Origin of the sequence: uncultured Ramlibacter sp., from assembly GCF_936925435.1 — a bacterium.
In the GTDB taxonomy this organism is placed as follows: domain Bacteria; phylum Pseudomonadota; class Gammaproteobacteria; order Burkholderiales; family Burkholderiaceae_C; genus Ramlibacter.
In genome coordinates, this window is sequence record NZ_CAKZHQ010000020.1 from 36,829 (window position 1) to 62,864 (window position 26,036).

Sequence of the window (26,036 nt, forward strand, 5' to 3'; positions counted from 1 at the left end):
TCACACCTGACTGGCGCACACCGCGTGGCGGCGTGCTTCAGGGCCTAGACCCGCGGCCCACCACACTCAGCGGGTCACCATCTGAGGTGGCAGCACGCTCCTTAGAAAAACGCGCGGGGAAACGACGCACAGAGCCCCCGGTGCCCCGTTTCAAGATCTGCCGGGGACTGGGGCTGTCTAAAAGACTGAACAAGCATATCCACAGTTGTCTCACGCGGGAGTTCCTCCGCAGTGCTCCGGGGCAGAGCGAATTAACCGAAATTAACTCGCACTCATTGACACCCCGACCTAGAGTTCCTCTGCTAGCGCGTCGAGAGCGTGGAAGCGATGCATGAAGTGCGGCATTTCGACACTCGGCTTCTCTTGCAGCAGCCCGACCAAATGGAGATCATTCATGAAAAGCAACATCGATCCGGCAGCACATGGCTTAGGAGGCATACCAGTACACCATTGCACGTCGGATTCGCCACAACCCTACACGCCGCTCACCAGGCAATCCGAGCGCGAAATGCGGACAGCGTACCGTTGGGCGGTGGTGCGTGGGATCAAGATCTTCTACCGGGAAGTGGGAGATCCGGCCAAACCCACCATTCTCCTGCTACACGGTTTTCCGTCCTCTTCGCACATGTACCGGGAGCTCATGGACCTACTCGCCGGTGACTTCCACCTTGTCGCGCCGGACTATCCGGGCTCAGGCTTCAGCGACTATCCACCCGTCGACAGGTTCATGCCGTCGTTTGCGAATCTGGCCGACCTCATGTCCGAGTTCACCCGTCAGATCGGGTTGACGCATTTCCTGCTCTACATGCAGGATTTCGGCGGCCCTGTGGGCTTGCGGATGGCCACCGAGCAGCCTGAGCAAATCAATGGCCTGATCGTCCAGAACGCGAACGCATATGTGGAAGGGATCGCAGCGGATCAGCTCACCGCCATCATGGCCGCGCAGCGCCAAGGCGCCGAGCAGCTGGTGTCCCGGGATTTTGCGCTGCAACTGTACAAAACCGGCGCCCGGGACTTTGAAGCAATGGATCCAACCAGCTGGAACGTGGATGCCTGGGTCCTCGACCATGCCGAAGCCCGGCGTATCCAGACCGAGCTCATGCTGGATTACCGCTCCAACGTTGCGGAGTATCCGCGCTGGCACGCCTATCTTCGGCGCAACACGCCCAAGACACTGATCGTCTGGGGCCGCAACGACCCGGTCTTTCTGCCGTCCGGCGCGCAAGCCTACCTGCGCGATCTCCCCGAGGCGAAGCTGCGGTTCTATGACACCGGCCATTTCGCCCTGGAAGAAGACGCCCCGGCGATTGCCAGTGAGATCCTGGCGTTCTTCGGCCGCAGCGAGCGGGGGTTCTGCAGCTGAAGCGCTTGTCCGGGGGATATACGATGGAGGCGGCGGGCAGTCAGCACCTGCCAGCGCCCAGGCCTGCAAACTAGAATCAACGACCAGAACGCGAGGCAGTCAACGTGATGGACATCCAAGCCGAACCGATGGACCCCCAGTCCTTCTCCTTCGGGCCGTATGTCCTCCTTCCGCAACGGCAGCTGCTGTTGCTCAACGGCACCCCGATCCGGCTGGGCGGCCGGGCGCTCGACATCCTCACCGTGCTGGTCCAGCGCCAGGGCGAGCTCGTGACTAAGCGCGAACTCCTTGACCAGGTCTGGCCGGATACGGTCGTCGAAGAAGGCAACCTCAAAGTGCACATCACGGGCCTTCGGCGGGTCTTGGGTGAGGGGCCCGAGGCGCCGAAGTACATCGTGACGGTCGTCGGCCGGGGTTACAGGTTCATTGGCACCGTCCAGACGCGGCCACTTTCAGCAGACCTCCACGAACTGCCCGCCAACCCGCCTCGCACGCACAACCTGCCCACCGGGACGGCGCACATATTCGGGCGAGCTCCCGCCATCGAAGCGATCTGCCGCGAACTGGAAGTTTCGCGTCTGGTGTCGATCGTCGGTGCCGGGGGCATTGGCAAGACCACGGTCGCCCTCGCCGTCGCCGAAAAGGCCCTCGGCGCCTTCAAGGACGGCATCTGGCTTGTCGATCTGGCGGTATTGAAGGACCCGGACCTGGTGCCCAACGCGATCGCCGCTTCCGTCGGCGTCATTTCCAATCTGCCCACCACCTTCGCCGCGGTTTGCGAGCACCTGCACGAGCGAGAGGTGCTGCTCGTCCTCGACAGCTGCGAGCATATCGTCGAGGCAACCGCGGACTACGCAGCTCGAATCCTGGCTGTCGCCGCCGGGGTCAAGATCCTGGTGACCAGCCGGGAGCCGCTCGGCATGGATGGCGAACGCGTGCGCAGGCTCCCTGGGCTGGGCACGCCTCCCGCTGGGTCCGGCCTGAAGGCGCAGGATGCCCTTGCCTTCCCCGCGGTCCAACTATTCATCAAGCGCGCGACGGACCGCTTGGAGTCGTTCGAGTTCAGGGACGCCGATGCGCCGGCTGTGAGTGAAATCTGCAGAAGGCTTGACGGCCTTGCGCTTGCGATCGAACTCGCCGCGACCCGAATCGACGCGTTCGGCGTTGGCGGACTTCTCAATCAGCTCGACAACCGGTTTCGTCTCCTCATTGGGCGCCGTGCAGGGCCCGAGAGGCACCGAACCCTGGCAGCGACGCTTGCATGGAGCTACAGTCTTCTCTCCGCAGAGGAGGCAACCCTGCTGCGGGCCGTGTCGGTGTTTTCCGGCGTGTTCGACGCCGAAGGCGCCGCCGCCGTGTCCGCACGCGATCGCGCCGAAGTCGTTGAGTGCCTGGCGCAGCTGGAAGCGCAATCCTTGCTTGCGATCGACCTGGATGCCGGTGACATCGCCTATCGCCTTCTCGAAACCACCCGCGCCGACTGCTTCGAGCGACTGTGGGAGCAGGCGGAAGATCGCACTGTTCGCCAACGCCATGCGGAACACGTCTGCGCCGTACTCGAGCGTGCGACGTCCGAATGGGCCAAACGCCCGGCGCATGAATGGACCATCGACTATGGCCGGGTCCTGGACGATCTGCGTGACGCGCTTGCCTGGACCGCGACCGACCCTGCGAACAGGTCGCTGAGGATTCGCCTTACGCTGGCCGGCATTCTCCTGTGGAACCATTTTTCGCTCACCGAGGAATGCCGTGCCCACGTCTCTCGTGCGGTGGAGGATCTCGAAGCAGCCGGCCTTTCGGGCACGGAGTATGAGATGAAGCTCAATCTGTGGCTTGGCAGCTCGACGATGGTGACGCGCGACTTCAAGCCGCTGACGCTAGCCTCCATGCGTCGGGCCCTGGAGATCGCTACGCAGACCGACAACACCGAATACCGGCTGCGTTGCCTGTCGGCGATCTCGGTATACGAACTCTGGACCGGCGGGCACGAAGCTGGCTTGAGGTTCCTGGATGAGTTTGTCGCGATCGCTGCGGAGAAGGACCCGTCTGCGCTGCCCGAAGGTGAGGTGCACACTGCCATCGCCGACCTCTTTCTAGGCCGGCTCCAGTCCGCGTCGCGAAGACTCGAATCGCTCCGCCAGCGGGACCTGCGCTACTTCAACAGGTCCTACGACGTGCGCTACCTCGCCGACACGCTCGTCCTTCTCGAGGGCGTTTTGTCCCATGTGCAGTGGCTTATGGGGTTCCCGGACACCGCAGCCCGCACAGCCGCTGCGGCGCTGGAAAGGGCTCATCCCAATCACCACCACCTGTCGTTCAACAATGCGCTCAACTATGCCTGTCCAGTGGCATTCTGGAGCGGACGTGATGCCGAGTGCGGCCACTTGGTCGAGAGGCTGGCGAAGCACGTCAAGCAGCACGGCATTGTTGCGCGTCGCCCGGTTGCAATGTTCTACAGCGCCGCGCTTGCCAGCCGCAGCGCGACCGCTGAGCCGGACGCCGTCGCCAATCTTCAGAAAGCGGTCATCGAATTCCGCAACATCAACCACCTGACGCGAATAGGTTACTACCTCAGTGTTGTGGCGGCTGCTCTCGCCCGCGAGGGACGGCTCGACGAGGCGGAGTCCACGATCCTGGAAGCCTCTGCCGCCACGCTGGCGCAGGGAGAAGCTTGGTGCTTGCCTGAAGTTCTCCGTGTCCATGCGTCGATCTTGCTGGCCAAGGGACGCACCGGGGAAGCGGAATCAGTTCTGCTGGAAGCCCTGAGGGTCGCCGAGCAGACCCATGCGCTGGCCTGGCGGTTGCGCGCGGCGAACGACCTCGCCGTTATTTGGTGCGCCACTTCGAAGGCACAAGAGGCGCGCGCCATGCTCATGCCCATCTACAGCGCATTCACCGAAGGCTTTGACACAGGTGATCTCCTGACCGCCTCACGGCTCCTTTCGTCCATCCCGGCCTCATAAGGCTCACCGTCGGGAAATGGCTGCGGCGATGCCTGGTTCGTAGCTTCCATCGATCTGCACAAACAGCATGCGGCATACCTTGCCTGAGCGATTCGCCCAGGCGTGATTGGTGCCACGCTGAATCACCACGCTGCCGGGCTTGAGGAGCGTCTCCGAGTCGTCCAGGACGACACTGATCTCCCCTTCGATCACCACGCCGTAGTCGATCGATTCGGTCCGATGCATCATCGGGTGCGGCGAATCCGACTTGGTCGTCAGGCCTTTATCGTCGTTGACTTCGCGGAACAACTCCTTCATCTTTTCCTGCCCTTGGGCGAGATACACCGTGTCCGGCGGCAGGTCGACAAAGCGGATGCGCGTTCCATTCTTCGGCGCGCCATGCACCATGGGACCGCTGGTCGGATCCCGACAATTGTCGACAGGAGCCGGGGTTGCGCGGGTTTCCCAAACCTCATGAAAAATCATGCCGGCCACAGCCCGGAGCTCGGCAATCGTGGACAGCGGACCGTCGCTGGCAATGACTGATTTACCGTAGGGATCGTGTCCCGTGACGACGCGATGGATCGGTGGCAAAGACATTGGAGCTCCATTTAAAGAGACGAGTGGATTCTAGGCAGAGCCCATCGTCGTGGAGTAATCCTTAACCGGAATTAACCGCGCAGGTCCTCTCCGGCTCGCTCGACAGGCCTTCACAGCTTCTGAAGGTAAAGGCTCATCAGCCGACCATGCTGGCCCAGCTCCGTTGTCAATTCACCGAGGGTTTCGGGACGCGCGAACTGCAGGTGTCATCGCAGCTGCTTGCGGCAATGCCACGCGCATAAGAACTCACTTGGGTGCCAACAAGGCAGCGATGGCCGGGTCGTACTGCCCGTCGATCTGCACATACAGCATCCGGCACGGCTTGCCGGAGCGGTTTGCCCACGCGTGGTTGGTGCCGCGCTGCACGACGACGCTGCCGGGCTTGAGATGCACTTCGGAGTCGTCGAGTAAGAGAATTATCTCGCCCTCGATGACGATGCCGTAGTCAATGGCCTCGCTGCGGTGCATCATCGGATGCGGGGAATCCGGCTTAGTTGTCAACCCTTCGGGATTGCGGACCTCGTCGAACAAGTGCTTCATCCGGGCCGGCACTTTGTCGTCCGAAAGATAGCTCTCGTCGGGAGGGAAGTCGAAGAATCGCAGAAGGACGCCGTTTTTCCGCGCGGTATGTTTCAGTGGCACCAGAGTGGGGTCTTCTGTGTTGCCCACCACGGGCGGCGTGCCCCACACCTCCCATACTTCATGGAAGATCATTCCGGGAACGGACTCGACGCTGTGCACGGCTGTCAGCGGGCCGTTGCTGACAAAGACGGCCTTGCCATTGGCATCATGGCCCGTGACGACACGGTGGATAGGTGGGAAAGACATTAGACCTCCAGTTAAAGAGACGGGTGGATTCTAGGCAGGGTCCATCTTCGTGGAGCAATCCTTAACCGGAATTAACCGCGCAGTTCCTCTCCGGCTCGCTCGACGGGCCTTCACAGTTTCTGGAGGTACAGCTCATCAGCCGGCCATCGCCCGGATTTCGCCTGAAGCGAAGATGCGGGCCGGCGTCATAGGCATCATCCCGGCGGCTCTGCGGGGAAGGGCTGCGCGGGAACCTGATGGGGACTTCAGTTGCTGTCGCCGGCGGCCCCGCTAGCCTGGCCTGCCGCCGTGGGTGCGGGGACGCGTTTGCGCAGCGCCTCGATTTCCGCAAGGAGCGGCCCATTCATTTCCCTGATTTCGCTGCGCGTGAATCGCGGCGTGATGTGCTGGGGGCAGTTCCAATCGTAAGCCAGGACGTCGATCACGATCGCGCGTTCCGCCCTGCCGGTGTAGCCCTTGACTTGCAGCGCCTCAATAAACGCAGGGTCGTTCGACCGGTCGATCACCCGAGCCGTGCCCCAGATCTTGAGACGGGCCGGGGCCGCCTGGTTCATCAGGATGAGGGCGATCCGCTGCGCCGCGTTGATGTTGCCGACGCTGATGTACTGCCCATTTCCGCGGAAGTCCGCAAAGGCGATGGTCTTCGCGTCGAGCACCCTGAGAAAGCCGCGCGGCCCTCCCCTGAACTGGACATAGGGCCAGCCATCCTCGTTCACGGTGGCCTGGTAGAACCCATCCATCTGCTCGATGAAGTCGGCCTCGGCTTCCGTCAGTGCGTCCGGCTCCCCGGAGTTGGCTTCGGCTTCGCTGCGAGGAGACCGGGAGCCGTAGTGGGCCTGGGCCTCCCTCACTGAGGGCGTGAATGCGATGCGCGTGAAAGGTCGGCCCATGCGGACTCCTGTTGGATGGCGGCACTCAAGAGCCGGATCTTGCCGCTGGCTTTTGCTTCGCGAGATGACGCTGCAGGAAAGACCGCATCAGGCGTCCGATCGTCGCGCTGTCTTCCTCCAGTGCGAAATGCCCCGTGTCCAACAGGTGGAGTTCGGCCTTGGGAAGATCACGGAGGTAAGGATGGGCCCCAGCGGCGGGGAAAATTTTGTCATTCTTTCCCCAAGCGATCAGCATCGGCGGCTGGTACTTGCGGAAGTAGGCCTGCCAACCGGGATACAGCGCGGGGTTGGTGCCATAGCTGTAGAACATCTCCAGCTGGATGTCCTTGTTCCCGGGCCGGTCCATGTAGGCCTGGTCCAACATCCAGGCGTCAGGGCTGATGCGGTGCGCCTCACGGTAGCCCTCGCTGTACTGCCATTTGGTGGCGGGGAGCTCGAACAGCGGACGCAGCTTGGCGCCGTTGGCCTGCGACTTGTCAGCCCAGAACTGCTTGGCGGGTACCCAGAAGTCGTTGTCCAAGCCTTCGTCGTAAGCATTGCCGTTTTGCACGATGATTGCCGTGATGCGCTCTGGATGGGCGTGCGCAATGCGATATCCGATTGGCGCGCCGTAATCCTGCACGTACATCGCGAAGGTCGACAAGCCAATGGCCTGGGTGAACTTGTCAACGACGTTGGCCAGGTTGTCGAAACTGTACTGGAACTTGTCCATCGGCGGCATGTCGCTCTGGCCATAGCCTGGATAGTCCGGCGCGACCACATGGTAGCGGTCTGCCAGCAGTGGAATCAGGTTCCGGAACATCTGAGACGAGGTCGGGAATCCGTGTAGCAGCAGGATTGTCGGGGCGTTCTTGGGACCGGCCTCGCGGTAGAAGATGTTCAATCCGTCAACCTTGACGGTCCGGTAGCTGACCGCTGCAGTGCTCGCCACATTTGGGGCAACCTTGTCGAGCGCAGGTGCAGCCTTTGCAACCGGCGCCGCCAGGGAGCATGCAAGCGTGAGGGCGCAGAGCAGCGCCTGGAGGGTATTTCTCATGGGAAGGTCCTTTGAGGAGAGGGGTTGAAGGAAATCGGGCCGCCCGCTTTCATGGCGCAGCCTTGGGGAACCACTGCTGTCAGGGAGCACGGCGGTCAGGGGCGGCCGGAGCTGCCAATGGAATGCGCGCGCCGCTTACTGGCCGACCCGGCGCACGGCGTCCAGGATCACGGCCACCACTTCGGCGGGCTTGGACAGCATGGGCGCATGGCTAGCGTCGATGGCCGTCACTTTCGCGTTCATCCGCTTGGCGAAGTGCTGTTGCGCGGCCGGCGGCAACATTCGGTCCTGATTCGTCATCAAGTACCAGGTCGGTTTGGCGCGCCAGGCTGCTGCGGCCGATTTCTGGCCGAAGCTGGGGCTGTTGATAGGAACTTGGGTGACTGCCAATAGCCGTGCTTTCGCCAAGGGGACGTCCTGGGCGAAGTCATGTGCCATGCCTTCAGGCGACAGCCAAAGGTAGCCCGCGCTGTCGGGCCGGATCGCGGCGAGACCGGGCGGCTGCGGGATGTCCTTGACGGCCAGAAGATCGTTCACGGATTCGCCTTCCGCGGGGGCGAACGCGGCGACGTAGACCAAGGCCTTGACCTTGTCGTGCACCCCCGCCTCGCCGATCACGACCCCGCCCCAGGAGTGGCCCACCAGGACCACGGGGCCGGACTGGCTGTCCAGCACCCGCCGGGTCGCTGCGACGTCATCCGCGAGGGAGGTCAGCGGGTTCTGGACCACGGCGACATTGACTCCACTGTCCAGCAGCAGCGCAACGACCTTTTCCCAACCCGAACCGTCTGCCCAGGCGCCGTGCACGAGGACGACGGTGGGCTGGGCGGTCTTCACTGCCGGGGCACCAGAGGCGGGTGCGGCCGCGGTGGCAGGACACATCCACAAGCCCTGCAAGGCGGGCCCCAGGACGCAGGCAAGAATCGACTTCTTGAAGATGATGTGCATAGGTACTCCTGAAATGACATACACGGCCGCAGGAATTGCAGGTGTTGTCCAAATGTGGAGCCGCCAGGGTCCGATGTGATCCCGTTGAGGAATGAAACGCGACCTACTCTTTGGGTTGAGGTGCACGCTCACCCAAGTGAGATCTAGAGCGGATCAGCACATGGCCCGCCAGGCGAGACATGGAGCTGGCGCATCGGGCGCAGGCCCGCGCCCTTCGCCACACCCTCTCTCGCAAAGCAAGAAGCTTGAGCGACCGCAAGCGCCGCATGGATGGCTGCAATGGTGCCTGCGCCGCAGTCCTGGGGGCACGCGCGCATGTGGCGCGACCTATGACGGCTCGTACCCGACGATGCGAGTGAACTCATCGACCCGCCGGCGCGGCATCTCCATCCGGTTCACGGCCGCACACAAGTCGCCATAGCCCATGGACATCCCGCACGCGGTTTCTTCGTCCGCCGAAAGTCGCAGTTCAGCGGCGATGACCTCGTGGAAACGCGAAAACGACACCTGTGGGCAGGTGTCGATGCCCCGCGCCTTGGCTGCAAGCATGACGCTTTGGATGAACAAGCCCAGGTCAAGCCAGCTATGGTGGTGTAGGCGCCTGTCGATGGTGAAGATCAGGCCCACGGGCGCACCGAAGAAGGTGAAATTCTTCAGGGTTTGCCTTGCGCGCGCCGCGGAATCTTCTCGGGCGATTCCGAGGGCACCGTAATACCGCCCGGCGAAGTCCGACTGGCGCGCTGCGAACTCATCGGGCAGCGTGTCCGGGAAATGTGCTGAAGCGGGGTGCTTCCCTCGGATGAAAGCCTCCTCCAGCGCCGATCCCAGGGACTGTATCGGAGCTCCCGTCAGCAGGTGCACCCGCCACGGCTGGGTGTTCGAGTTGCTGGGCGCGCTGGAAGCGGCCTGCAGGATTTCGAGCACCAGAGGCAAAGGCAACGGTTCCGGTCTGTAAGCCCGGATGGACCTGCGCGAGAGCAGCGCCTCGTGGACTTCAGCCGGCCTCATGAGCAGAGGAGTTCCCCTTGCGGGACAGGAAGGTAGGAAATGCGCCCCGCCGGGAGGAAGAACAGCGCGATCACCGCTCCCCCTTTGGCCTCGGGATAGTGATGGCTCCCTGGCGCAGGGGCAGTCCATCCTGCTTCACACCAGCCGTTGGGGCCACGCAAGGCGGCCCCCAGATTCAGAGGTACAACCAGATTGAACTCGCCGTAAGGGTGGGCATGGTACTGGCCCCGGTATGCGCTCTCCGGATTCCCTTGCGCGTTGCCTGTGCTGTCCATATAGACCGCGGTGATGCTGAACTGATGGGTGTGCGCTGAGGGCTCCTCGATGCGGCTGCGACGGTATGCGGGTCCGTCAAGTGCGATATTGGCGGCCCAGCCGTCCTGAACGCCTTTCTTGATCAGACGTGCAAGAGTTTCGTAGAGCTCACTGCCGAGGCCGTACTTCTGGTTCAGCCAGCGTTCGGTCTCGGTCCCCGCCGTCATGTCTTTCACCTCATCCAGGAAGGCGATGCTCCGCGCAATGAGTTCATCGCGGTCCTGTGTCACACGCTCTGCCGCCATATCAGTCCTCCGATCGGAAACCGGACGCCCGGACCACCGGGCCCCATGCATCGCGCTCGCGTTGGAGCTGACGGCCAAATTCCTGGGACGTTTGGGTGAAGACCTCGAGCCCCACCTGGTCGAATGAGGCGCGCAGCCCTGCATCCTTGCCGGCAACGACGATGGACTCCTGCAACACTTTGATGGTCGGCTCCGGCGTTCCCGGCGGGGCAAAGACGCCGTATGTTTCCCCCCCGCGGATTGTCGGGAACCCTTGCTCGGCGAACGTGGGGACTCCCGAGACGAATGGGGACCGCTTTTCGCCCGCAACGCCCAGGATCCGGATTTTTCCCTGTTGCATGTAGGGAAGAAAGTCAGCGACGAAGCCGAAGTAAGCGGGGATCTGGCCCCCCATGAGGTCCTGCAAGGCCGGGGCAGAGCCACGGTAGCCGACATGCTGCAGCTTCACGCCGGCCGTTTCTGCAAGCTGGAAGCCCAGGAAGTGCGCCATGGACCCTGCCGCAGGCGAGGCATAGGCCGAACCCGAGGGGAAGCTGCGCACCCAGACCAGGTAGTCGGCCAAGGTCTTGACCGTCGCCGGGACCGCACTGCTCACGGCCAAGGCGCAGGTCGCAACCGCGAGTGACGAAACTGGAGCGAAATCGGTGAGCACGTCGTACATGAGACGTGTGTATACGTGCGGAAATATTGTCAGCGCCGACGAATGCGTGCAAAGCAGCGTGTTGCCGTCCGGCCGTTCCCTCTTGAGCTGGCTGTTCGCGATGCGGCCGGCGGCCCCAACCCGGTTATCGACGATGTACTGGCGGCCCGACTTCCGCCAGGCCTCGGTCAGCTGCCGTGCGGTCGTGTCCAGCGTACCGCCCGCTGGATAGCCGACAAGGAGCTTCCCGATCGTTACGTTTGTTTGTGCCAGGCCATGTCGCAGCCATGTCGAGGCCGGGACGGCCATTGCGATACGCGTAAAAGCGCGACGTGAGAGAACGGCCATCTTGGCACCTCGAGATCGTGGGTTGAACAGGTTGAGAAGCGATGATCGGTAACTTGTGAAATGAATGGAACTGGCATCTGTGCAAGAGTAAGATGCAGCGCATTCATTTGACTTCGAGGCCTTCATGAGCATCGGCCGCATGGATCTGAACCTGCTGAAGGTTTTCGACGCGGTGTATGAGGACAGAAACCTCGTGCTCGCAGGGCGGCGCCTCAATCTGAGCCAATCTGCAGTCAGCCATGCGCTGGCCCGCCTACGAGAGCTTGTTGGGGATGAATTGTTCCTGCGGACACGCAAGGGCATGCTGCCCACTGGCCGCGCCACCGAGATGGCGCCGACTCTGCGCGACTCGCTGCGCCGCATTGAGGCCACGCTCGGGATCGAGCCGTTCTCCGCCGAGAAGTCGGATCGTCGCTTCGTGATTGCTGCTAACGACCATGTGACTGAGGTCATCGTCGCTGCGCTGTCGCAGCGGCTAAGAGAGGCGGCGCCGGGTGTGGATCTGGTGATCAGGCCGTCCACCCGCCTGGACCTCGCTGAGCAGATCGACATCGGTCGTATTGATCTGGCGATCGGGATTTTTGCTCAAGTGCCCCCGCGGTTCAATGCCCGCACGCTGATGACCCAGGGCGAGGTGATCTTGATGCGTAAGGGCCATCCTGCCTCCCGCCGCAAACTGACACTGCAGGATTGTGCAAAGTACCCCTTGGTGACCATCTCGGTTGGTGGTGAGGAGGAAGGCGCAGTCGACGGTTTCATCCTCGAGCGCGGGCTGGCCCGCCAATCCGAGATGTTCGACCGCCACGCGCTGCAGGAGGCTCTGCACAACATCGGGCAAACGCCGCGGCTTCGTGTCACCGTCCCGCATTCGCTGGCCATACCGGCTCTGCTGCGCGAAAGCGACATGCTGTCGATCGTTCCGACCTCTCTGGCCAGGGCCCTCACGCGAGCTGGTGACTTGCTCCGTCGTCACCCCCCCTATCAAGCCGGTGCATCGACTACCACTGCCGTCTGGCACCGGCGCAACGACCACGATGCCGGACACGCTTGGCTGCGGGGAATGGTTGCTTCCGTTTCACACAGTCCGGCCGCCGACGTGCAGCAAAAAAAGCCGATGAACAGCCCGCTCTAGGCCCCGCGGTGTGCTGCCGATGAACTATTCACAGGCGGCCCATTCTGCAGGCTCTAGTTCTGAGGTGACGGAGTAGGAACGGCAGAATCGGTTGGGAAGCGGCCGATCCAACTAAGAGTTGGGTTGTGCGGGCCACGCCCCCTTTTTGTACTCCCGTATGGCTGCTTCTGGCAGGAAGCCGCCTTCAGGACAGTCAGCAAAAGATGAGCGCCAGCCAAGCAGCGGGCGGGCGGTATTCGTCGGCAGCTTCAGAGTTCGACGAACACTTCTTGAATGCCGAGCTTAACGATGGAGTTGCAACGCTGGAGATTTACCAGCGTTGCTACTTCGAGGCCGAGCTGTTTTTTGACCAGACATCAGAAGACTTCCTGAGTGCCTCGATCAAACTGACCGCAGTTCACCGACGCTTGCGCAGAATTGATACAACGTCGTGACGCGGCGCTGAGGATACGCTTAGGCCGGCGCCTGGCACGCTCATCGGCGCGCGCAGCAACCGCATCCATCGGCGCACACGCCCTGCCCCACTATCGAGGTACGAGAGTTGGGTTACGTTAGAGAACTCAAAGAGAGCCGGGACTTCACACGACGCCTTGCCGGAGAAATCGGGCCAATTCATCCAAGGAGTTCGCCCAGCGCAATGAAGGTGTCGTTTGAGACAGCGCCTTCACATGGGTGGTGTAAACGGCAAATGGCGTGCAGACTAAGCCGATAATTCTTAGATAGCCCCTGAAGTCATAGTTGTCCCCGTGGCGCCTCGCCTCGAACGAGTCAACGATGCCTGCCCAGTAGTCAACTGCTTCGTCCAAAGTTGATCGCGCATTCCGAATGGCATTGTGCGAACCACGATCGTATTCAAGTGAGTACGGAATGCTTTTGCATGAGATAAGAAGAAGCACCCCGTCGAGACTACCAATCGCGTCAATATCTGTGACAGCCTTCCCGTCCATGTAGAGCGTGCGCTGTCGATCTGCACCAAGCCGCTTGTCTGCCCAGGCCGTGCCGTCAATCAAATCCTGAACAACATCCTCGAACTTCGTGGCACGGTCGTTCGCAATTTGTCCTTGCACCTTTGGGAACTGGTACGCAGCTAGGAAAGCCATTGAGGCCGCCCACATATCTATGCTGACGTAGTCACGACTTACTCGAACGGGATCGCCGTGCACCAATGGCCACGCGGACCCTTCAAGTTCAAGGCATTTGGCGGAGAACTCCAGAAAGGTCGACGGGGCAACAAATTGCGGGAGGAACTGCCTTACTCGATGTTGGATTGGGTCGTACTGCTCTTTGCCAATGCTCTCCCACTCCTCAGGATCAACAACGAAATAGCCAACCTCCATGGTGCGTAGGAATGAGTAGCGGCGGGACTGTAGTAAATGCCCCCCCAACAATAGGACCAATAAGCAGAGCGAGGCGCGCTCGTCTATTGATATACGCGACATCGACGGCAGCCGATGAATCTCAAAAAGAGCATCAAGATTTAGGTCGTGGGGTCCGAAGCGGATGACAACACAGCCATCATTCCCATACATCGCTGCATTGATATGTCCCTTGAGGAGCTCTTGCGGCGCAAACCAGCTTTCATCTCGCATCCCCCAGATGGACTGATTCACTGGCGTGGTTGATCGGACCTCACCAGAGCGATCCGCGTTGTCCGCTAGCCCGGCGCGTTGAAGGGCGAAGCCCAAGAAGGTACTCTGTTGGTTGTGCCGCTCATCATATATTCGCACCGCTGACTCGATCAACGCATCGGGGCACCGAGTCGGCAACGCTGATATCAATGCACGGCCTGACGGCCTAAAACTCGAAGGCGGCGCCCGACCGATACTCCAGGCTCCCTGGAGACTTCTATCAGGGAACCTGAAGCAACAGCCCTTATTGGCATAGCGATAGCCCACCTGCAGATCGTAGACGATGAGAACGAATGCGACAAAGCGCGCTATGTGTCTCAACGTACCTTCTTCAACGGGAAAAACAAAGCCTTGCTTCCCAGGATTTGCTTGCTCGATCTTCAAACTTCGCTGCGCGTATATCTCCGCAAGGGCCCGCGTACTGGGCCCCGTCGAGACCAATTTCCCTGAGAAAACGGCATGCGGGGTGCGCCGCAAATAGTAGATCCACCGCATTGCGGAGTAGGAATTGATGTCAGGGGCAAACGCCTTCTCAATTGCGTCTATACAGTCGACGAAGAATTGTGAGCTTTCTTTTGGTTCGAGTTGCGACTTTGCAGCAGTTGCCTTGAAGAATCCGAGGGTGCAAATCCTCGATTCAAGCTCAAAGATGTATTTCTTGACATCCTGACCGAACTTTGGATTGTTCGGGATTTCGTGAAGGAGGAGGCTCATTGGAGGGCGGGCTATGGTTTGAGAATTTGATCATTCTTGTCTGCGATCGCCCTACCAATCGGACCGTCGCTTCACTACCGCAGCAGGCACTAAAAGCGGCATAGTCCCATCAGCGAGCAACACCCCAATTGCTCCCATGCTTCGATACCTGATTGGGCTTTTGGAGTGCTCATTGCGATACCGGTCAATCTTGACAAGAATGACCAAACTTCGATTGGTATCCGCGAGATGGCGCAACAGAGTCTTCGTCTCGCATAGCAGTGCGTTTGCGACGACTTTGGTTTCTTGGTCGCCATATCCGCGGCGCGCTCCCCATGCGAATGCGCGCATTACTTCAAGTCCGCTTTTATCGCGCCAGCTGCGCCCAAAGCAGTCCGAGGCCGAAATCTCGATTGCCGACCGAAAATCTAGACCGGGAATTGGTCGACTGTTGGCCGAAGGTGTGGCCAACGGGTCAAATTCGTCCCACCCAACGCGTGTTCTCGGATACTCAATCCAGGGCTCGAACGTTGCTTCTCGGCCTATTCTTCCGAAGTCAGAACCCTCGTCTCCATCATCTTGCGGTAACCAGACATCGTGTGCATGCCGCTTCGAAAGCGCTCTGCACGCCGACATAGCTCTATCGCTGAATGCGAAAGCGCTGCTGACCTCGATCTTCACATCGTCGCGACTCTCCCATGAGCCTCCGACGACAATCGCTCCAAGTGGTCGACCGCCTTGTATACCGGCGAGCTCCATCAAGGTTGACGGGTTGGACAGCAACTCCTCTCCTTCATCCCTGTTAGTTCGCAAGAGGCAGTGAGCCGCGAGCGGGTGAGAATCCGTGCCGTCGTGCAGCCAGTAGCCATCCGACCTCGTCAAACCATAACGCTGCATGAACTCTAGCCATGGATCAGCCGCATCATCTGAAGCCTTTGCGACACTCCGGACTTTGAGCAGTTGGCTTGTCAGAAGGAAAAGGCCGTGCCAGCCGAGATGGCCTCCATAACCGCGGAAACGTCCCTCTACGCCTGATCGCGATCCACGCGAATGTCGCGCATGCCCATCGTACATTCCAGGACATCCCGGATCCATTTCAGCGGCCTGCTTCTCAAGCATCCCTGCAACTTCCCATGCCGGCAAGCCGAACAATCTGCCGAGGAATGGTGCCTCGTGTTTGCGGAAGTCATAGTCCAGCACAAATCCATGATCTGGAGTAGGAACGCCACCAGGCGTATAGGGGTCACTTGAAACGCGGTCATACCTCGTTCGTGGGCCGCCTGCAGGGTCATGCTTCCGCAGCAGGCTCTCTAGTTTGAGTTCGTGCGCCAGCTTTTTTGGTGCGCAACGTAGCGCAGCTACAGAAAATTCAGCCAGTAGGACATGAGGAGTACGGGGCGCAAAAGCCTCCTCCATGAGAAGCCCGCTATACCTACGCACCAGATCAGGGACATCCTTCGCCGCACGCGACAGACCAATAAGCAGCCACAGCTTGGCATCCCAAATGTGAAACCTGACGGACCGCGCTGAACACGCGCCACCAACTCCGGCTCGATATAGAACCACCAGTGCATCCACAACATCAAATCTAGCCCGCTCGACTAGCATGCGAACTGCATGTGCTCCGCGCCAGCGTTCAAACGCGTCACCGGACCCGAGCCGCATCCACACCAGCCCTGCGACCACTGCGCACTCATCAATGGCAGGCGCGTGCTCTTCTTGATGCTCCCCGTCTCCGTAGGAGGCGGCCATTGAAAGCGCTGGACCACTGAGTAGACGTACGAGCGCATCATGCGTCGCCTGACCGTCATCGGCCTGCGCAAGATAAGTAGCGAGCTTGAGCCAGTGCCCTGCGTTTACGGCAACAGGGAGTAGCGTGAGGTTCCCGGCAACAGCCATAGCGGCTCGTTCGCAAGTCATCCCGCCGAGCCGAGCTATTCGCTCGAACGATCCACGAAACCTCCACTTCTGCGCCACTAAATCTCCAGCGTTCTGAATCAATAGCCGCTCAAAGTACAGCGTTCTTCGACTTCCTATTGAGGGAGATGTGCTCTCCCACGCTTGGCAAGTCTCTTCTAGGACTTCAAGACGGAGATCCAGCTCTAGCCCGTCCACCAGAGTAAGAACTTCCAAAAATCGATTGCGATCGCCAAATGCCACCCGAAGGGCTAACTGCCGGAGGAATTGACGTGTGACACTCCAGCCCTGCTCTACTTCCGCTACGGCCTTCAGAGCTGCCGCGACCTCCGCGACATTTATTGGGGAACAGCCTATGGCGATTCTGCTTACACGGCGATCAGTTTGGCTTCCTACAAGCCGTCGCCGGCCCATTCTTGTTTCTGCCTCCGCCATTGCAATAGTCCTGGGTGTGGCAGCAGGATGCGGCAAAGCCTTAAGCGCAGCGATTCGTTGAGCGAGGTAAGCGAGTGAGGCGGAACCCGGCGCCAATCGAGGCTTTAGGGTTTCCAAGATACTTTCAAGGGAGTACGTCGATGTACTCGACGGACTATCTTTCTCAAGAATTCCAATCAACTCCCGTGCTGTGGTTTCTGCATCCCGAGGGTTCGCATCGGAGAAAACCCCAGCGACGTATCCACAAGTGAACCAATGCGTTTCAGACAACTCGTCCAGCTTCAGAAGCACCATTCCAAGTTCAACATTGAGTTGCTTCTTGCGCACCAGCTCTACAACAAGAGGCGGCGCCGTATAGTCATAGCTAGCAGCGTCGCGAGAACACCAGCGGCCGATCTGTACGAGCGATTGCACGCCCTGCGCCGCTACGGCTGCACTGGCAAACTCAACCCACGGAAACTTCGAAGGCTCGCCATGAAAATTCATCTCGCAGAGGTTCGCGAGCCGCTGAAAGTGGCTCGGCTGTAGTTTTCTTTCTTTTAGTTCCTTTACCAATGGCAGCAAGTCATGCACTGTCTCGTAGTCCGCAGAACCCAGCGCGTTAAGTTGCCGCATAGACTGACGAAAGTAGTGCTCGCTATCTTCGGCACTGATGGGCCATAGGATCCTCGATACCCTGGCGAGTAAATGCCCTTTATGGCTTGCGTCGTCCTCGCGTTCAATCAGCCTATTGATCCATGGCAGCAGGTTCGGCCCCACATCTGCGGCCCGATGGAACCGACAAAGCACTTCTAGGCACTCGAGGCCTGCGGCAGACGCAATGACGGATTCCTCCGTGACAGTGCTCACAAACCGATCGGCAAGCACAGGATAGTCACTTGGCTCAAGCTGTAGGGCAATGAGAGTCATCTCGCGAGCCGTCGCGCGCACCAAGCCTCTCGTTGATTCAGAGTGGCTGAAATGCGGGGTTGCCGCTTCGGCCAAGGCGTCAATGATGCCGGATGCGTTACCTATTCTTCCCTCGCGCACCGCGTTTGCAAACCGAACGCACAAAGGCATTAAAGTGGCCACACTGTCAGTCAAGATGCGGACGATTGAATAGCTATCCATCTCAATCTGCTTCTCGCGTGTAGCGGCTTTCTTTGATCTGCGGCGCGCTTGAGACTCTATTCGAGCTGCTATTTCCTCCTTGGCATACTCGCGAAGCAGCGTTCGGGGGAGACACTCTCGAATTTCTCGCGGTACGATGTCCGTCAGCGTGGGCAATTTTTTCCGTGTGAGACTCTCCAGCACCGAAAAAACCAGCCATCTCGACACCCGTTCGGCTGGCCAGCTTTGCTGAAAGCTGTGGTAGCTCGGTCGCGGAATTCTTACCTGCGTGAGTATCTGCCTCGCGTGACGGTGCGCGCCAATGCTCACGGCATTCGCTGCTGCAAGAAGTAGCGCGTCTTCGAGGGGAAAGCGTTCGTCTCCACCTGACGGGCGGGCATCAGGACGAGCCTTGCAAGCATGTGCTAGCTTCGCGATGAGTGCCGCACGCTGTGAGCTCAAGGCATCAGGCACACACTGAATGCATGCCGCGTACAGTGCGGGCCCCATTGGCGGCGCTGCAAGAACTTCCGTTAGAAAGGCTTGCGGCACCAGCTTAAGGTGACTAATTGCGATTCGAGCAAATTCCTTTGCGACGAGAAATCCGAACCAAGGTCGCCAAACCCGTAGGGAAGCGAGTGCTTTCCCGTAGTCTCCTTTACTCGCGCGTTGCGCACACAAGGTAGCAATCTCGAGCGGCGCTGGAGCTGTGACCTTCGAATCTGGCTTCTCCTGATTCAAGTACCACCGGACCCACTGCCGACTGCTTTCCGCATGCAGCGAGGCCTCGTCAGCGTTGCCCATCAAGAGGTGGACGAGGGCAAGACGTGAATGGCGAGCACCAGACCAGTCAGTGCGAATTTCGAAGAGCCTGCGCAAGGCTTCCGAGTCGCCCACTGCAGCGACCATATCGGGATATGAAGCTATGAGCGCATCGAGTCGGTCACCGTTTGCAGCAACTGACGCTAGCTCCACTAGTAGCCGAATTGCTTCGGGTCTTCGCTCCTGGCGGCACGCCATCGAAAGGGCAGTGGTTAGGCGATGTGTTCGGATGGCACGTTTACCCAAATCGCTTGTGAGCGTCGCAGGCATGTCAGCACTAAAGGCCAACTTAAGTGCGAGTTCGGTAGCTTCTGTCATGCCCAGTAGGCGAGGTAGTGCTCGCGCAGCATATATCGATGCGCCCTGTGCCTTCTCAAGCCGTTCCGCCAACCGCTGCAAGAGGACGGCGTCAGTACCGTACTTTTCGCGAATGAACGTCTCCGTTGGCTCGTCCCGGAATACTATGCCGAGTGAAGTTCGATCGAGCAGCGGAGCAAGATCTGCCGCAAAACTTTCTACGGCCTCTGGGGCAAGCCCGATAGCGGGAGCATATTCGGCAACGGGGACAGGTGGCGGGAGCACTGTCAGACCGCATAAGAATGCCCGCACCTCCTCTTCCAACCCTTGGTCTGCGACGTACCTCAGGGCGCGGACGAGTCTTTGCTCAATAAGTTGCTCGACGTGGATTGGAGCGGATTTGGCTACGGGAGATTTGCGAACCAAACCCTCCCACTCCTGCACTAAATGTGCAAGTACACGGGGATTGCCTTCAGATCGCACCTGGGCGATATCCACTTCTGTCTGGGAGAGTTCGGCTACGCGAGGCGCCAGGAACGCAGATGTCTCTTCGCGTTCAAATGACGGCAGTTGTACTTGGATGGGACTTGATGACCCCTTGGTCATCGGGACGCGCTCGGTTCGGCAGCTCGCGACCATTTCCACTCCCTCAGGCATCCCCATCTGGGAAAATGTCTCCATTAGCAATGTTGGGAATGCCTTTTCATGAACATCCTGTGCCTGCTGAGCAGAATTGTCTGCGGCATCAATCAGCAGGAACAGCTTTGCCGAACTATCCTGGCGCCGCAAGGTCTGAACCGCCTGGTTGAAACGTCGTCTGGCCGTGGCAAGCAAATCTGGCGTAGATAGTGGACCAGGAATGATGAGATCGCACAGTCCTTTCGAGGCCAACGCATTCACTACGTGAAGTAAGCCCTTCTGAGGCTGATGCCTCGAATCCTCGACGGACCTGTAGTTGCCGCCTCCAAAACAGTCAAACAGAATCACTTCGCCCTGGGTTGCCAGATTTGAGGCCAGTGCCTGCATGAATACTGTCTTGCCAACGCCTCCTGCGGCATGCAAAAGGACAGGCCTCTGCTTGAACAGATTTTCGAGGACCTTCTTCTGAGCGAGCGATCTCGAAACAACAGGGCCTATGCCGACAAAACTCGCTGGCGTCGGGAGGAGATCGCGAGCATCTGCCACATGGAGCGCGCTGAGGACATCCTCTAGCCTGATGACATTCCGATTCGCCCCCTCCGTGCCAGCTTTGGTTCTAACAAGCGCCTTCAACGCACCCAGTCGACCTTGTGCGACGTAGTCAGACGACGCAGACCAGTCGACAATTCGCGTGGCGACGTCTGCCTTTAAGGCTGTCAGCGAACCCGAGGCGCCCCGCATCTCTAAGCGCGAGAGAAAGCTCTCCAGGTCGCGAGGACTTCTGTTGCATGCTGCAAATACTTGATGCGCCTGGTCGATGACTCGACGCTCGTGGCTGACCTTCCCGCTGGCGAGCTTGGATACGGCCAGAGCAAAGTCTGCATCAATCGGCCGATTCGTAACGATGCTAAAGCGCAGCCGATTTTCGACCTGTTGGTCTCCAAATCGCCTCCGGTAGTCTGCGTCAGCCGCTACAAATTTCTCGAGAATCTTTTTTGCATCTGCTGCCACGAACGGTTTGTTCGCATTGACAACGGAGTATTTGAATTGCGAGATCTCAACGCGCTTCGCCGTCTCAAAAGCGCTGTCAATTCCATAGTAGAGGACTAGATCAGCAATTTCCGTAGCAGCATTGGAGACGTGCCGACCATCTTCAACCGAGAACCCCTCGACGGCAATGGCATTGAGCTCGTCACGAGGCATCAAGAGCTCTAAAGAACGCCGTGCTGCCCACGTCTCGTGAAACTCATTACCGTCCTTTGCCGCTCGTGCTTTGTCAACCAAAGTAGCTCTCCTATCAGCTGGAATGTGCGGCTCATGAAGGCTCCCGCGTGTATTGAAGCATTCTCTGAATCGCTACCTCGGAGGCGCTGCCTCGAAGCTAATGCCCTATGCAGGTAGTGGAACCTTCTATGGAAGACCCATAACAGCACGAATCGCCAACAGCAGTTTCTTGATTTCGACGTAATAGCCAAGCATCCTCGCGATAGTCACATCTGCGGATTGACCGTGGGCAATTCTGTGCCGGAGTGCGATGACGCTATCGAGCGCGTCCTTCGCCCGATCAACGAGTAAGGCATCAATTGCACCTTCCCATGTTCGATCAATCTGAAGAAGGTAAGTGCGAAGCTTCGCGGCGGTCAAATTGGTTGTTCGATCGGTTAGTTTTACGACAAGATCCGCAATCAGTGGCTGGGCCCGTTGACGGACGAACTCACCAGTAATCTCGCGAATAGTTTGATCAAGGTATCCGGAGACGAGTACGCATAGGTAGCGTGCGAAATCTGCCCGTAGTTCCAGCTGGCCAACATCCAGCAGTTGGATGCGTGCAAACGTCGCATCCAAATCCGCCTCATATGACTTCTTAGGCGGCGGCAAAGGCGTTCCTAGCCTTAGTTAGCCTAGCGGCCACTTGATCCTCCCGAGCAGTCGCCTTGCCAACCGCCGCAAGATACTCTTTGTCAGTTAGCAATTTCTCATAGGCCGCTTTCAATGCGACACTCGTCAAGGCAGGTCCAGCGTCAATTCGCTCCGAAACTCCGATCATTACCGAGTCAAATACAGCCGCGTTCAATGCCCTTCCGATGCGAAATGCATCCTTCCCTATGGCTGCGAAGACGAGGTCGACAGTCGAGCTGAACGCCGCTTTCATCTTGTCGGCGCCTATCCCCCCCGGCTCGCGATTCTTCTGTGCAAACGACGTCAAGTAGTCCTTCATCGGACTCTTGTATTTATCTGCAGAGAATCTCAGGGCCAAGAACCGAAGAACTAACTCGTGATCCTTTAACGTCTTCGAGACTGGCCCGAAGATTTCCCTCCATTTTGGTGCCGCATTCATTTCTCGAACAAGATGCATTAGGGGGCCAGGAACGAGCGCCACGCGAATTTCGTGTGCGGACAACTGGGTTCCACCCGAGTTGAGTCTTTCGAAGAGCGAATAGACGCTTCCAAGATCTTGGCCTTCGGCGGTCCTCTTAATCACGGTCGCATGAATAATGGAGTCATCGAGCGTCCGGCGGTCTGCCTCCTCCAAAGACTTATACGTCGCACCCTTAAATTTCTTTTGCACATGTTCCAGTGCGAATTCCTTCTTGTTTATTACCCCGGAGTAGAAGGCTGCCAACGTGACAAGACGCTGCTGTCCATCGAGCACCAAAAGTCTTTTGTTCTCTTGCTGCACCAGAAAAATTCCAGGGACCGGAAGACCAAGAAGTAGCGATTCAACAAAGCGATCGCACTGAATTTTCTTCCACACAAACTTTCTCTGGAACGCCTCGACATCGGTCACAAGTTCGTTGTCTGGATCGAAAGTCGGTATGACGATATCGTTGTTGGCTAGGCGCTTCACCAGTCCGTCAACCGGATAGTCAGCACCGTAAAAGGTTAGATCGAACGAGTAGTCAGCAGACTCCTCTTCTGGATCCACATCGTCAACGAGTTCGCTATTCAGATCGTCTGTCATGTCGACTTTCTCCTTATCACGATCTTCTCACACCGGTCGGAAGCGGTCGATAGCTTGCGAGCGCCGCGCTGAAGTACTGGGACTTCACTTCCCGGACCTCGTGTGTGGCCACGTCGGGATGCAGCTTGAACTGCTCCAGTCCGAGTCCAATTTCCCGCTTATCTGCTGCAAACAGCTGCAGATGTTGAATGCCGTCGAAATCTGCTCCAGATAGAACAGTAATTGCCATCCAGACCTGACCTCACATAAGCCCTAGCTTGCTAAAGCGGGGAGAAATTAGGAGGAATAGACGTGACGGCATTGAATGTCATCAGGCGTTGGGGACTCCGAGATCAGATGTCCCATTCGAGAGACCGCAAGGCGTACAGGCCTAGCTCGCAACAGCGTAAGAAGTACCTGCGTGCGGAAGACGGAGCCCACGCAGCGCCAGCACGCTCGCCCCCTAAGCCGAGAAGCTAGCCACTTGGCTACGAATCGAGGCAACAAATCGCGGAGCCAGCGCCGCACTTTGAGTCAGGTCCACAAAATTTCGGTCAATGAGGGACGACGAGATTGCCCGGGCGCGGACAAATTGCACACCCAATGCACACGATTAACCTGGAACCCGCGCAAATCCTAGCTTTTCAGGCCGATCCATCATTGGGGCGACGGACAGGCGACTTGCAACGTAAGTTGTTGATTTCATTTGAGAAATTCAATTTTAATGCATCTCAAATGACATTGGGAAGCTAGGTTTCTTCTCCTCCGGGCCCGTGCTGCCCGACATGAAAGCCAAGCCGGCGCTCGGTATCGCTGTCTTGCTGGAGCCCCTGGGTCATCAGCTGCGCCACGCGTTGTCGAGGCTCCGGCCAGTGCGTGGTGCCTATGAACGCCTGGTTGGAGGCCCAGCGCTGCGCCTCGGATGGAATCCCTGCGCGTTCATTGATGAACTTCTTGGCCAGCTCCAGCGGACGCCTCTCAAAACCAGCAATGCGTCGCGCGAGTTCATTGACAAAGCCATCCAGCTGCGCATCCGGGAGCGCCCGGTTGATCCAGCCATAGCGCTCGGCGGTGTCGGCGTCGAAGTCGTCTGCCCCGAGCACGATCTCCAGCGCGCGTGAGCGCCCCACCAGCGCCGGCAACCAGTCCATCGCGCCGCCGCCTGGAACCACCGCGACCCCCAACTCGATTTGGGCAAACACGGCCTTTTCCCGGCTGGCAAACCGCATGTCGCACGCCAGAGCCAACTCGCTTCCGTGTCCACGCGCGCGCCCCCGTATCGACGCGATGCTCACCACGCGTGAATGCGCCAGGCGCGTCACGAAATTGGGCCACTCGCTGAACTCGGCGGCGCCAGGCGCATCGGGGATGACATTGCCTCGCACCATGTCGTAGTGCGCGACGAAGTAGTCTGGATTGGCGCTGTCGAAGACAACAACCTTGAGTTGCTTGTCCGCTTCGATCCTGTCCATCAGCAGGCGCAGTTCGGCGAACATCTCCGGGTCATACAGGTTGACCGGCGGGTTGTCGATGGTCACTCGCCAGATCAACGGGTTGCTCGCGTCCAGCTTCAAGCGGCCATTCATGCAAGTTTCTCCGTTGCGCCGTTCGTCAATGCGGCCATCACCTCTTGCGTGGTCAGGATCGCATGCGCGTAAGTGGGACCATTGATGGCATGCGCGGCGTGCATTGCTTCATGTGAGAACGCCGCCGTGGCATCGCGCACGAGCGTGACGTGGTAGCCCAGTTCCGCCGCGTACTTGGCCGTGGTTTCGATGCAGGTGTTGGCCAGCATGCCCACCACGATCACCTGGTCGACGCCATGGCGGCGCAACTGCAGGTCCAGGTCGGTGTTGGCAAAGCCGCTGGAGGCCCAGTGTTCCTGGACCATCACGTCACCAGGCTGGGGCTGGAAATCCGGATGCCACTCGCCGCCCCACGTGCCCACGGCAAACACCTGCGCCCTGTGGCTGCCCTGCAGGTATGGCGACATGTGCCGCCATGCGGAGAAATCGCCAGGCCGCGAGCGGTGGTGCGGCACGTAGAAGACCTGGATTCCGGCAGCGCGAACGGCGGCCACCACCTGACGCATGTTCTCGAGGGTGCCCACCGCATCCGCAACGGCTTGGGCGTGACCAGACAGCTTGCCTCCCTCGCTGAGAAAGTCGTTGTAGGGATCGACCAGCAACAAGCCGGTCTGGGCCGCAGGGTAGGAAGGCAGTGGCATGGAAGCTCCTTTGGACGGTTCCGTCCGGAAGATTCAATGCTTCAGTGTGCAGGCGCGGCTTGGGTGGCGCATCGCGACAGTGGGCGATGGCGGGACAGTGCAGCGGGCGGATATTTCTCTATGCCCTTCGGGGAAGCTGGCGTTACTTCCAGCCGCTGACCAGCCGCTGGAGCTGGGCCAGGTCCGCTTCCGGCAGCGGCCAGGTGCTGGGCGGCCGGGCCGCTCCGCAGTCCTGCCCGGCGAACCGCAGCGCCGCTTTCACCACGCTCACGTTCGAGCCGTTGCGCTCGTGGGTGCGCAATTCCTCGAAGCTCGCGATGCCGGCGATCAATTCCATCGCCGGCGAGTAATCCCCTTTCGCAAGCGCCGCGTGAATGCGCACGGACAGGTCGGGCCGCACGTTGATCAAGCCCGAAGTAAAACCTCGCGCGCCCACCGCATACATGGGCGGGGCCCAGGGCTCGGCCAGGCCGCAGACCCAGGCCAGGCCGCGATCGGCCACCTGCGCCATGGCCTGGACCAGGCGCAAGGGCGTGGGCGACGCCCATTTCACGCCGACCACCTGGGGAATGCGGCACAGGGCTTCGATCACCGGCAAGCCGATGGCGTCGTCACGCAGATAGAGCACGACAGGCAGGCCGTCCGCCGCATCGGCGATCCGGCGCACATAGGTGACCACCCCGCTGGGCGCGACAAAGGGATCGGTCAGCTGGTGCACCATCAGGGCAGCAGCCCCTGCCTTGCGTGAGGCGCGCGCCAGGGCGCAGGCGTCGTGCACGCTGCGCCCCACTCCACCCAGCAAGGGCACGCGGCCACGGACATGTTCAGCCGCGGCATGCACCATGCGCTCGGCCTCCGCCATGGTCAGTCCGAAGAACTCGCTGGTGTTGCCGTTGGCCACCAGCACATGGACGCCGGCCTCGATGGCGCGGTCGACGACCGGCGCCAGGCGGTCCGGCGCGAGCTGGTCGCTGTCGTCGAAGGGTGTCACCAGGATGCCGGAGATTCCGTCCAGCGCGGTGCGCAGGGATGTTGTGGATTCAGTCATATTGG

At 59.7% G+C, this 26,036-nt stretch carries 20 protein-coding genes; 4 read left to right on the forward strand and 16 right to left on the reverse strand.

All coding sequences use genetic code 11. The annotated features are described in order from the left end of the window. Window positions 1-394 precede the first annotated feature (394 nt). Entirely contained in the window at window positions 395-1,363 is a 969-nt protein-coding gene (locus tag Q0632_RS09770; protein WP_298928156.1) for an alpha/beta hydrolase, read from the forward strand. Between the two features lie 107 nt (window positions 1,364-1,470). After that, complete coding sequence (locus Q0632_RS09775; RefSeq protein ID WP_298928159.1) at window positions 1,471-4,326, forward strand: winged helix-turn-helix domain-containing protein; 2,856 nt, start codon at window positions 1,471-1,473, stop codon at window positions 4,324-4,326. Window positions 4,327-4,329: 3 nt separating this feature from the next. Here the strand turns inward: Q0632_RS09775 and Q0632_RS09780 are convergent, their stop codons facing one another. The 8 genes from Q0632_RS09780 to Q0632_RS09815 form a co-directional block, all read right to left on the reverse strand. After that, on the reverse strand, window positions 4,330-4,905 hold the full coding sequence (locus Q0632_RS09780) for a cupin domain-containing protein (protein WP_298928162.1): 576 nt from the start codon (window positions 4,903-4,905) through the stop codon (window positions 4,330-4,332). Window positions 4,906-5,151: 246 nt separating this feature from the next. After that, window positions 5,152-5,733 carry a cupin domain-containing protein gene (locus Q0632_RS09785; protein WP_298928164.1) on the reverse strand — a complete coding sequence of 194 codons (582 nt, stop codon included), beginning with the start codon at window positions 5,731-5,733 and terminating at the stop codon, window positions 5,152-5,154. A gap of 245 nt (window positions 5,734-5,978) precedes the next feature. Beyond that, entirely contained in the window at window positions 5,979-6,623 is a 645-nt protein-coding gene (locus tag Q0632_RS09790; RefSeq protein ID WP_298928167.1) for a pyridoxamine 5'-phosphate oxidase family protein, read from the reverse strand. A gap of 25 nt (window positions 6,624-6,648) precedes the next feature. Further along, the gene (locus tag Q0632_RS09795) at window positions 6,649-7,659 is read right to left on the reverse strand and encodes an alpha/beta fold hydrolase (RefSeq protein WP_298928170.1); all 1,011 of its coding nucleotides are present in this window, start codon (window positions 7,657-7,659) and stop codon (window positions 6,649-6,651) included. 135 nt (window positions 7,660-7,794) lie between these two features. Then, complete coding sequence (locus Q0632_RS09800; RefSeq protein WP_298928173.1) at window positions 7,795-8,607, reverse strand: alpha/beta hydrolase; 813 nt, start codon at window positions 8,605-8,607, stop codon at window positions 7,795-7,797. Window positions 8,608-8,934: 327 nt separating this feature from the next. After that, on the reverse strand, window positions 8,935-9,615 hold the full coding sequence (locus Q0632_RS09805) for a nitroreductase (protein WP_298928179.1): 681 nt from the start codon (window positions 9,613-9,615) through the stop codon (window positions 8,935-8,937). After that, window positions 9,612-10,175: a DUF4863 family protein gene (locus Q0632_RS09810; RefSeq protein ID WP_298928181.1), complete on the reverse strand. Its 564-nt coding sequence runs from the start codon at window positions 10,173-10,175 to the stop codon at window positions 9,612-9,614. Before Q0632_RS09810 ends, Q0632_RS09805 begins: the two co-directional genes overlap by 4 nt. Window position 10,176: 1 nt before the next feature. Beyond that, window positions 10,177-11,163, reverse strand: a complete 987-nt coding sequence (locus Q0632_RS09815; RefSeq protein ID WP_298928184.1) for a tripartite tricarboxylate transporter substrate-binding protein — start codon at window positions 11,161-11,163, stop codon at window positions 10,177-10,179. Window positions 11,164-11,302: 139 nt separating this feature from the next. Between Q0632_RS09815 and Q0632_RS09820 the strand changes: the two genes are divergently transcribed. Next, on the forward strand, window positions 11,303-12,295 hold the full coding sequence (locus Q0632_RS09820; protein WP_367181186.1) for a LysR substrate-binding domain-containing protein: 993 nt from the start codon (window positions 11,303-11,305) through the stop codon (window positions 12,293-12,295). Between the two features lie 203 nt (window positions 12,296-12,498). Further along, window positions 12,499-12,729: a hypothetical protein gene (locus Q0632_RS09825; RefSeq protein ID WP_298928190.1), complete on the forward strand. Its 231-nt coding sequence runs from the start codon at window positions 12,499-12,501 to the stop codon at window positions 12,727-12,729. Window positions 12,730-12,873: 144 nt separating this feature from the next. On the opposite strand, the gene Q0632_RS09830 is transcribed toward Q0632_RS09825, so the two are convergent. From Q0632_RS09830 to Q0632_RS09865, 8 genes are all read right to left on the reverse strand, one after another. Beyond that, window positions 12,874-14,637 carry a hypothetical protein gene (locus tag Q0632_RS09830; RefSeq protein WP_298928193.1) on the reverse strand — a complete coding sequence of 588 codons (1,764 nt, stop codon included), beginning with the start codon at window positions 14,635-14,637 and terminating at the stop codon, window positions 12,874-12,876. 51 nt (window positions 14,638-14,688) lie between these two features. Further along, entirely contained in the window at window positions 14,689-21,099 is a 6,411-nt protein-coding gene (locus Q0632_RS09835; RefSeq protein WP_298928196.1) for an NACHT domain-containing protein, read from the reverse strand. A gap of 126 nt (window positions 21,100-21,225) precedes the next feature. Next, complete coding sequence (locus Q0632_RS09840; protein ID WP_298928198.1) at window positions 21,226-21,660, reverse strand: HEPN domain-containing protein; 435 nt, start codon at window positions 21,658-21,660, stop codon at window positions 21,226-21,228. A gap of 19 nt (window positions 21,661-21,679) precedes the next feature. After that, window positions 21,680-22,777 carry a DUF262 domain-containing protein gene (locus Q0632_RS09845; RefSeq protein WP_298928202.1) on the reverse strand — a complete coding sequence of 366 codons (1,098 nt, stop codon included), beginning with the start codon at window positions 22,775-22,777 and terminating at the stop codon, window positions 21,680-21,682. Window positions 22,778-22,793: 16 nt separating this feature from the next. Next, complete coding sequence (locus Q0632_RS09850; RefSeq protein ID WP_298928209.1) at window positions 22,794-23,006, reverse strand: hypothetical protein; 213 nt, start codon at window positions 23,004-23,006, stop codon at window positions 22,794-22,796. Between the two features lie 499 nt (window positions 23,007-23,505). Next, on the reverse strand, window positions 23,506-24,342 hold the full coding sequence (locus Q0632_RS09855; protein WP_298928212.1) for an enoyl-CoA hydratase/isomerase family protein: 837 nt from the start codon (window positions 24,340-24,342) through the stop codon (window positions 23,506-23,508). Then, window positions 24,339-24,983: an isochorismatase family cysteine hydrolase gene (locus Q0632_RS09860; protein WP_298928215.1), complete on the reverse strand. Its 645-nt coding sequence runs from the start codon at window positions 24,981-24,983 to the stop codon at window positions 24,339-24,341. The genes Q0632_RS09855 and Q0632_RS09860 overlap by 4 nt, the downstream gene beginning before the upstream one ends. A gap of 142 nt (window positions 24,984-25,125) precedes the next feature. After that, on the reverse strand, window positions 25,126-26,031 hold the full coding sequence (locus tag Q0632_RS09865; RefSeq protein ID WP_298928219.1) for a dihydrodipicolinate synthase family protein: 906 nt from the start codon (window positions 26,029-26,031) through the stop codon (window positions 25,126-25,128). Window positions 26,032-26,036: the final 5 nt, after the last annotated feature.

Bases quoted from the DNA above. Each gene is read 5' to 3' on its own strand.
- Q0632_RS09830 (WP_298928193.1), bottom strand. From the start codon at position 14,637: ATGAGCCTCCTCCTTCACGAAATCCCGAACAATCCAAAGTTCGGTCAG.
- Q0632_RS09865 (WP_298928219.1), bottom strand. From the start codon at position 26,031: ATGACTGAATCCACAACATCCCTGCGCACCGCGCTGGACGGAATCTCC.
- Q0632_RS09795 (WP_298928170.1), bottom strand. From the start codon at position 7,659: ATGAGAAATACCCTCCAGGCGCTGCTCTGCGCCCTCACGCTTGCATGC.
- Q0632_RS09860 (WP_298928215.1), bottom strand. From the start codon at position 24,983: ATGCCACTGCCTTCCTACCCTGCGGCCCAGACCGGCTTGTTGCTGGTC.
- Q0632_RS09800 (WP_298928173.1), bottom strand. From the start codon at position 8,607: ATGCACATCATCTTCAAGAAGTCGATTCTTGCCTGCGTCCTGGGGCCC.
- Q0632_RS09790 (WP_298928167.1), bottom strand. From the start codon at position 6,623: ATGGGCCGACCTTTCACGCGCATCGCATTCACGCCCTCAGTGAGGGAG.
- Q0632_RS09815 (WP_298928184.1), bottom strand. From the start codon at position 11,163: ATGGCCGTTCTCTCACGTCGCGCTTTTACGCGTATCGCAATGGCCGTC.
- Q0632_RS09850 (WP_298928209.1), bottom strand. From the start codon at position 23,006: ATGGCAATTACTGTTCTATCTGGAGCAGATTTCGACGGCATTCAACAT.
- Q0632_RS09785 (WP_298928164.1), bottom strand. From the start codon at position 5,733: ATGTCTTTCCCACCTATCCACCGTGTCGTCACGGGCCATGATGCCAAT.
- Q0632_RS09770 (WP_298928156.1), top strand. From the start codon at position 395: ATGAAAAGCAACATCGATCCGGCAGCACATGGCTTAGGAGGCATACCA.
- Q0632_RS09805 (WP_298928179.1), bottom strand. From the start codon at position 9,615: ATGAGGCCGGCTGAAGTCCACGAGGCGCTGCTCTCGCGCAGGTCCATC.
- Q0632_RS09825 (WP_298928190.1), top strand. From the start codon at position 12,499: ATGAGCGCCAGCCAAGCAGCGGGCGGGCGGTATTCGTCGGCAGCTTCA.
- Q0632_RS09845 (WP_298928202.1), bottom strand. From the start codon at position 22,777: ATGACAGACGATCTGAATAGCGAACTCGTTGACGATGTGGATCCAGAA.
- Q0632_RS09810 (WP_298928181.1), bottom strand. From the start codon at position 10,175: ATGGCGGCAGAGCGTGTGACACAGGACCGCGATGAACTCATTGCGCGG.
- Q0632_RS09855 (WP_298928212.1), bottom strand. From the start codon at position 24,342: ATGAATGGCCGCTTGAAGCTGGACGCGAGCAACCCGTTGATCTGGCGA.
- Q0632_RS09775 (WP_298928159.1), top strand. From the start codon at position 1,471: ATGGACATCCAAGCCGAACCGATGGACCCCCAGTCCTTCTCCTTCGGG.
- Q0632_RS09820 (WP_367181186.1), top strand. From the start codon at position 11,303: ATGGATCTGAACCTGCTGAAGGTTTTCGACGCGGTGTATGAGGACAGA.
- Q0632_RS09780 (WP_298928162.1), bottom strand. From the start codon at position 4,905: ATGTCTTTGCCACCGATCCATCGCGTCGTCACGGGACACGATCCCTAC.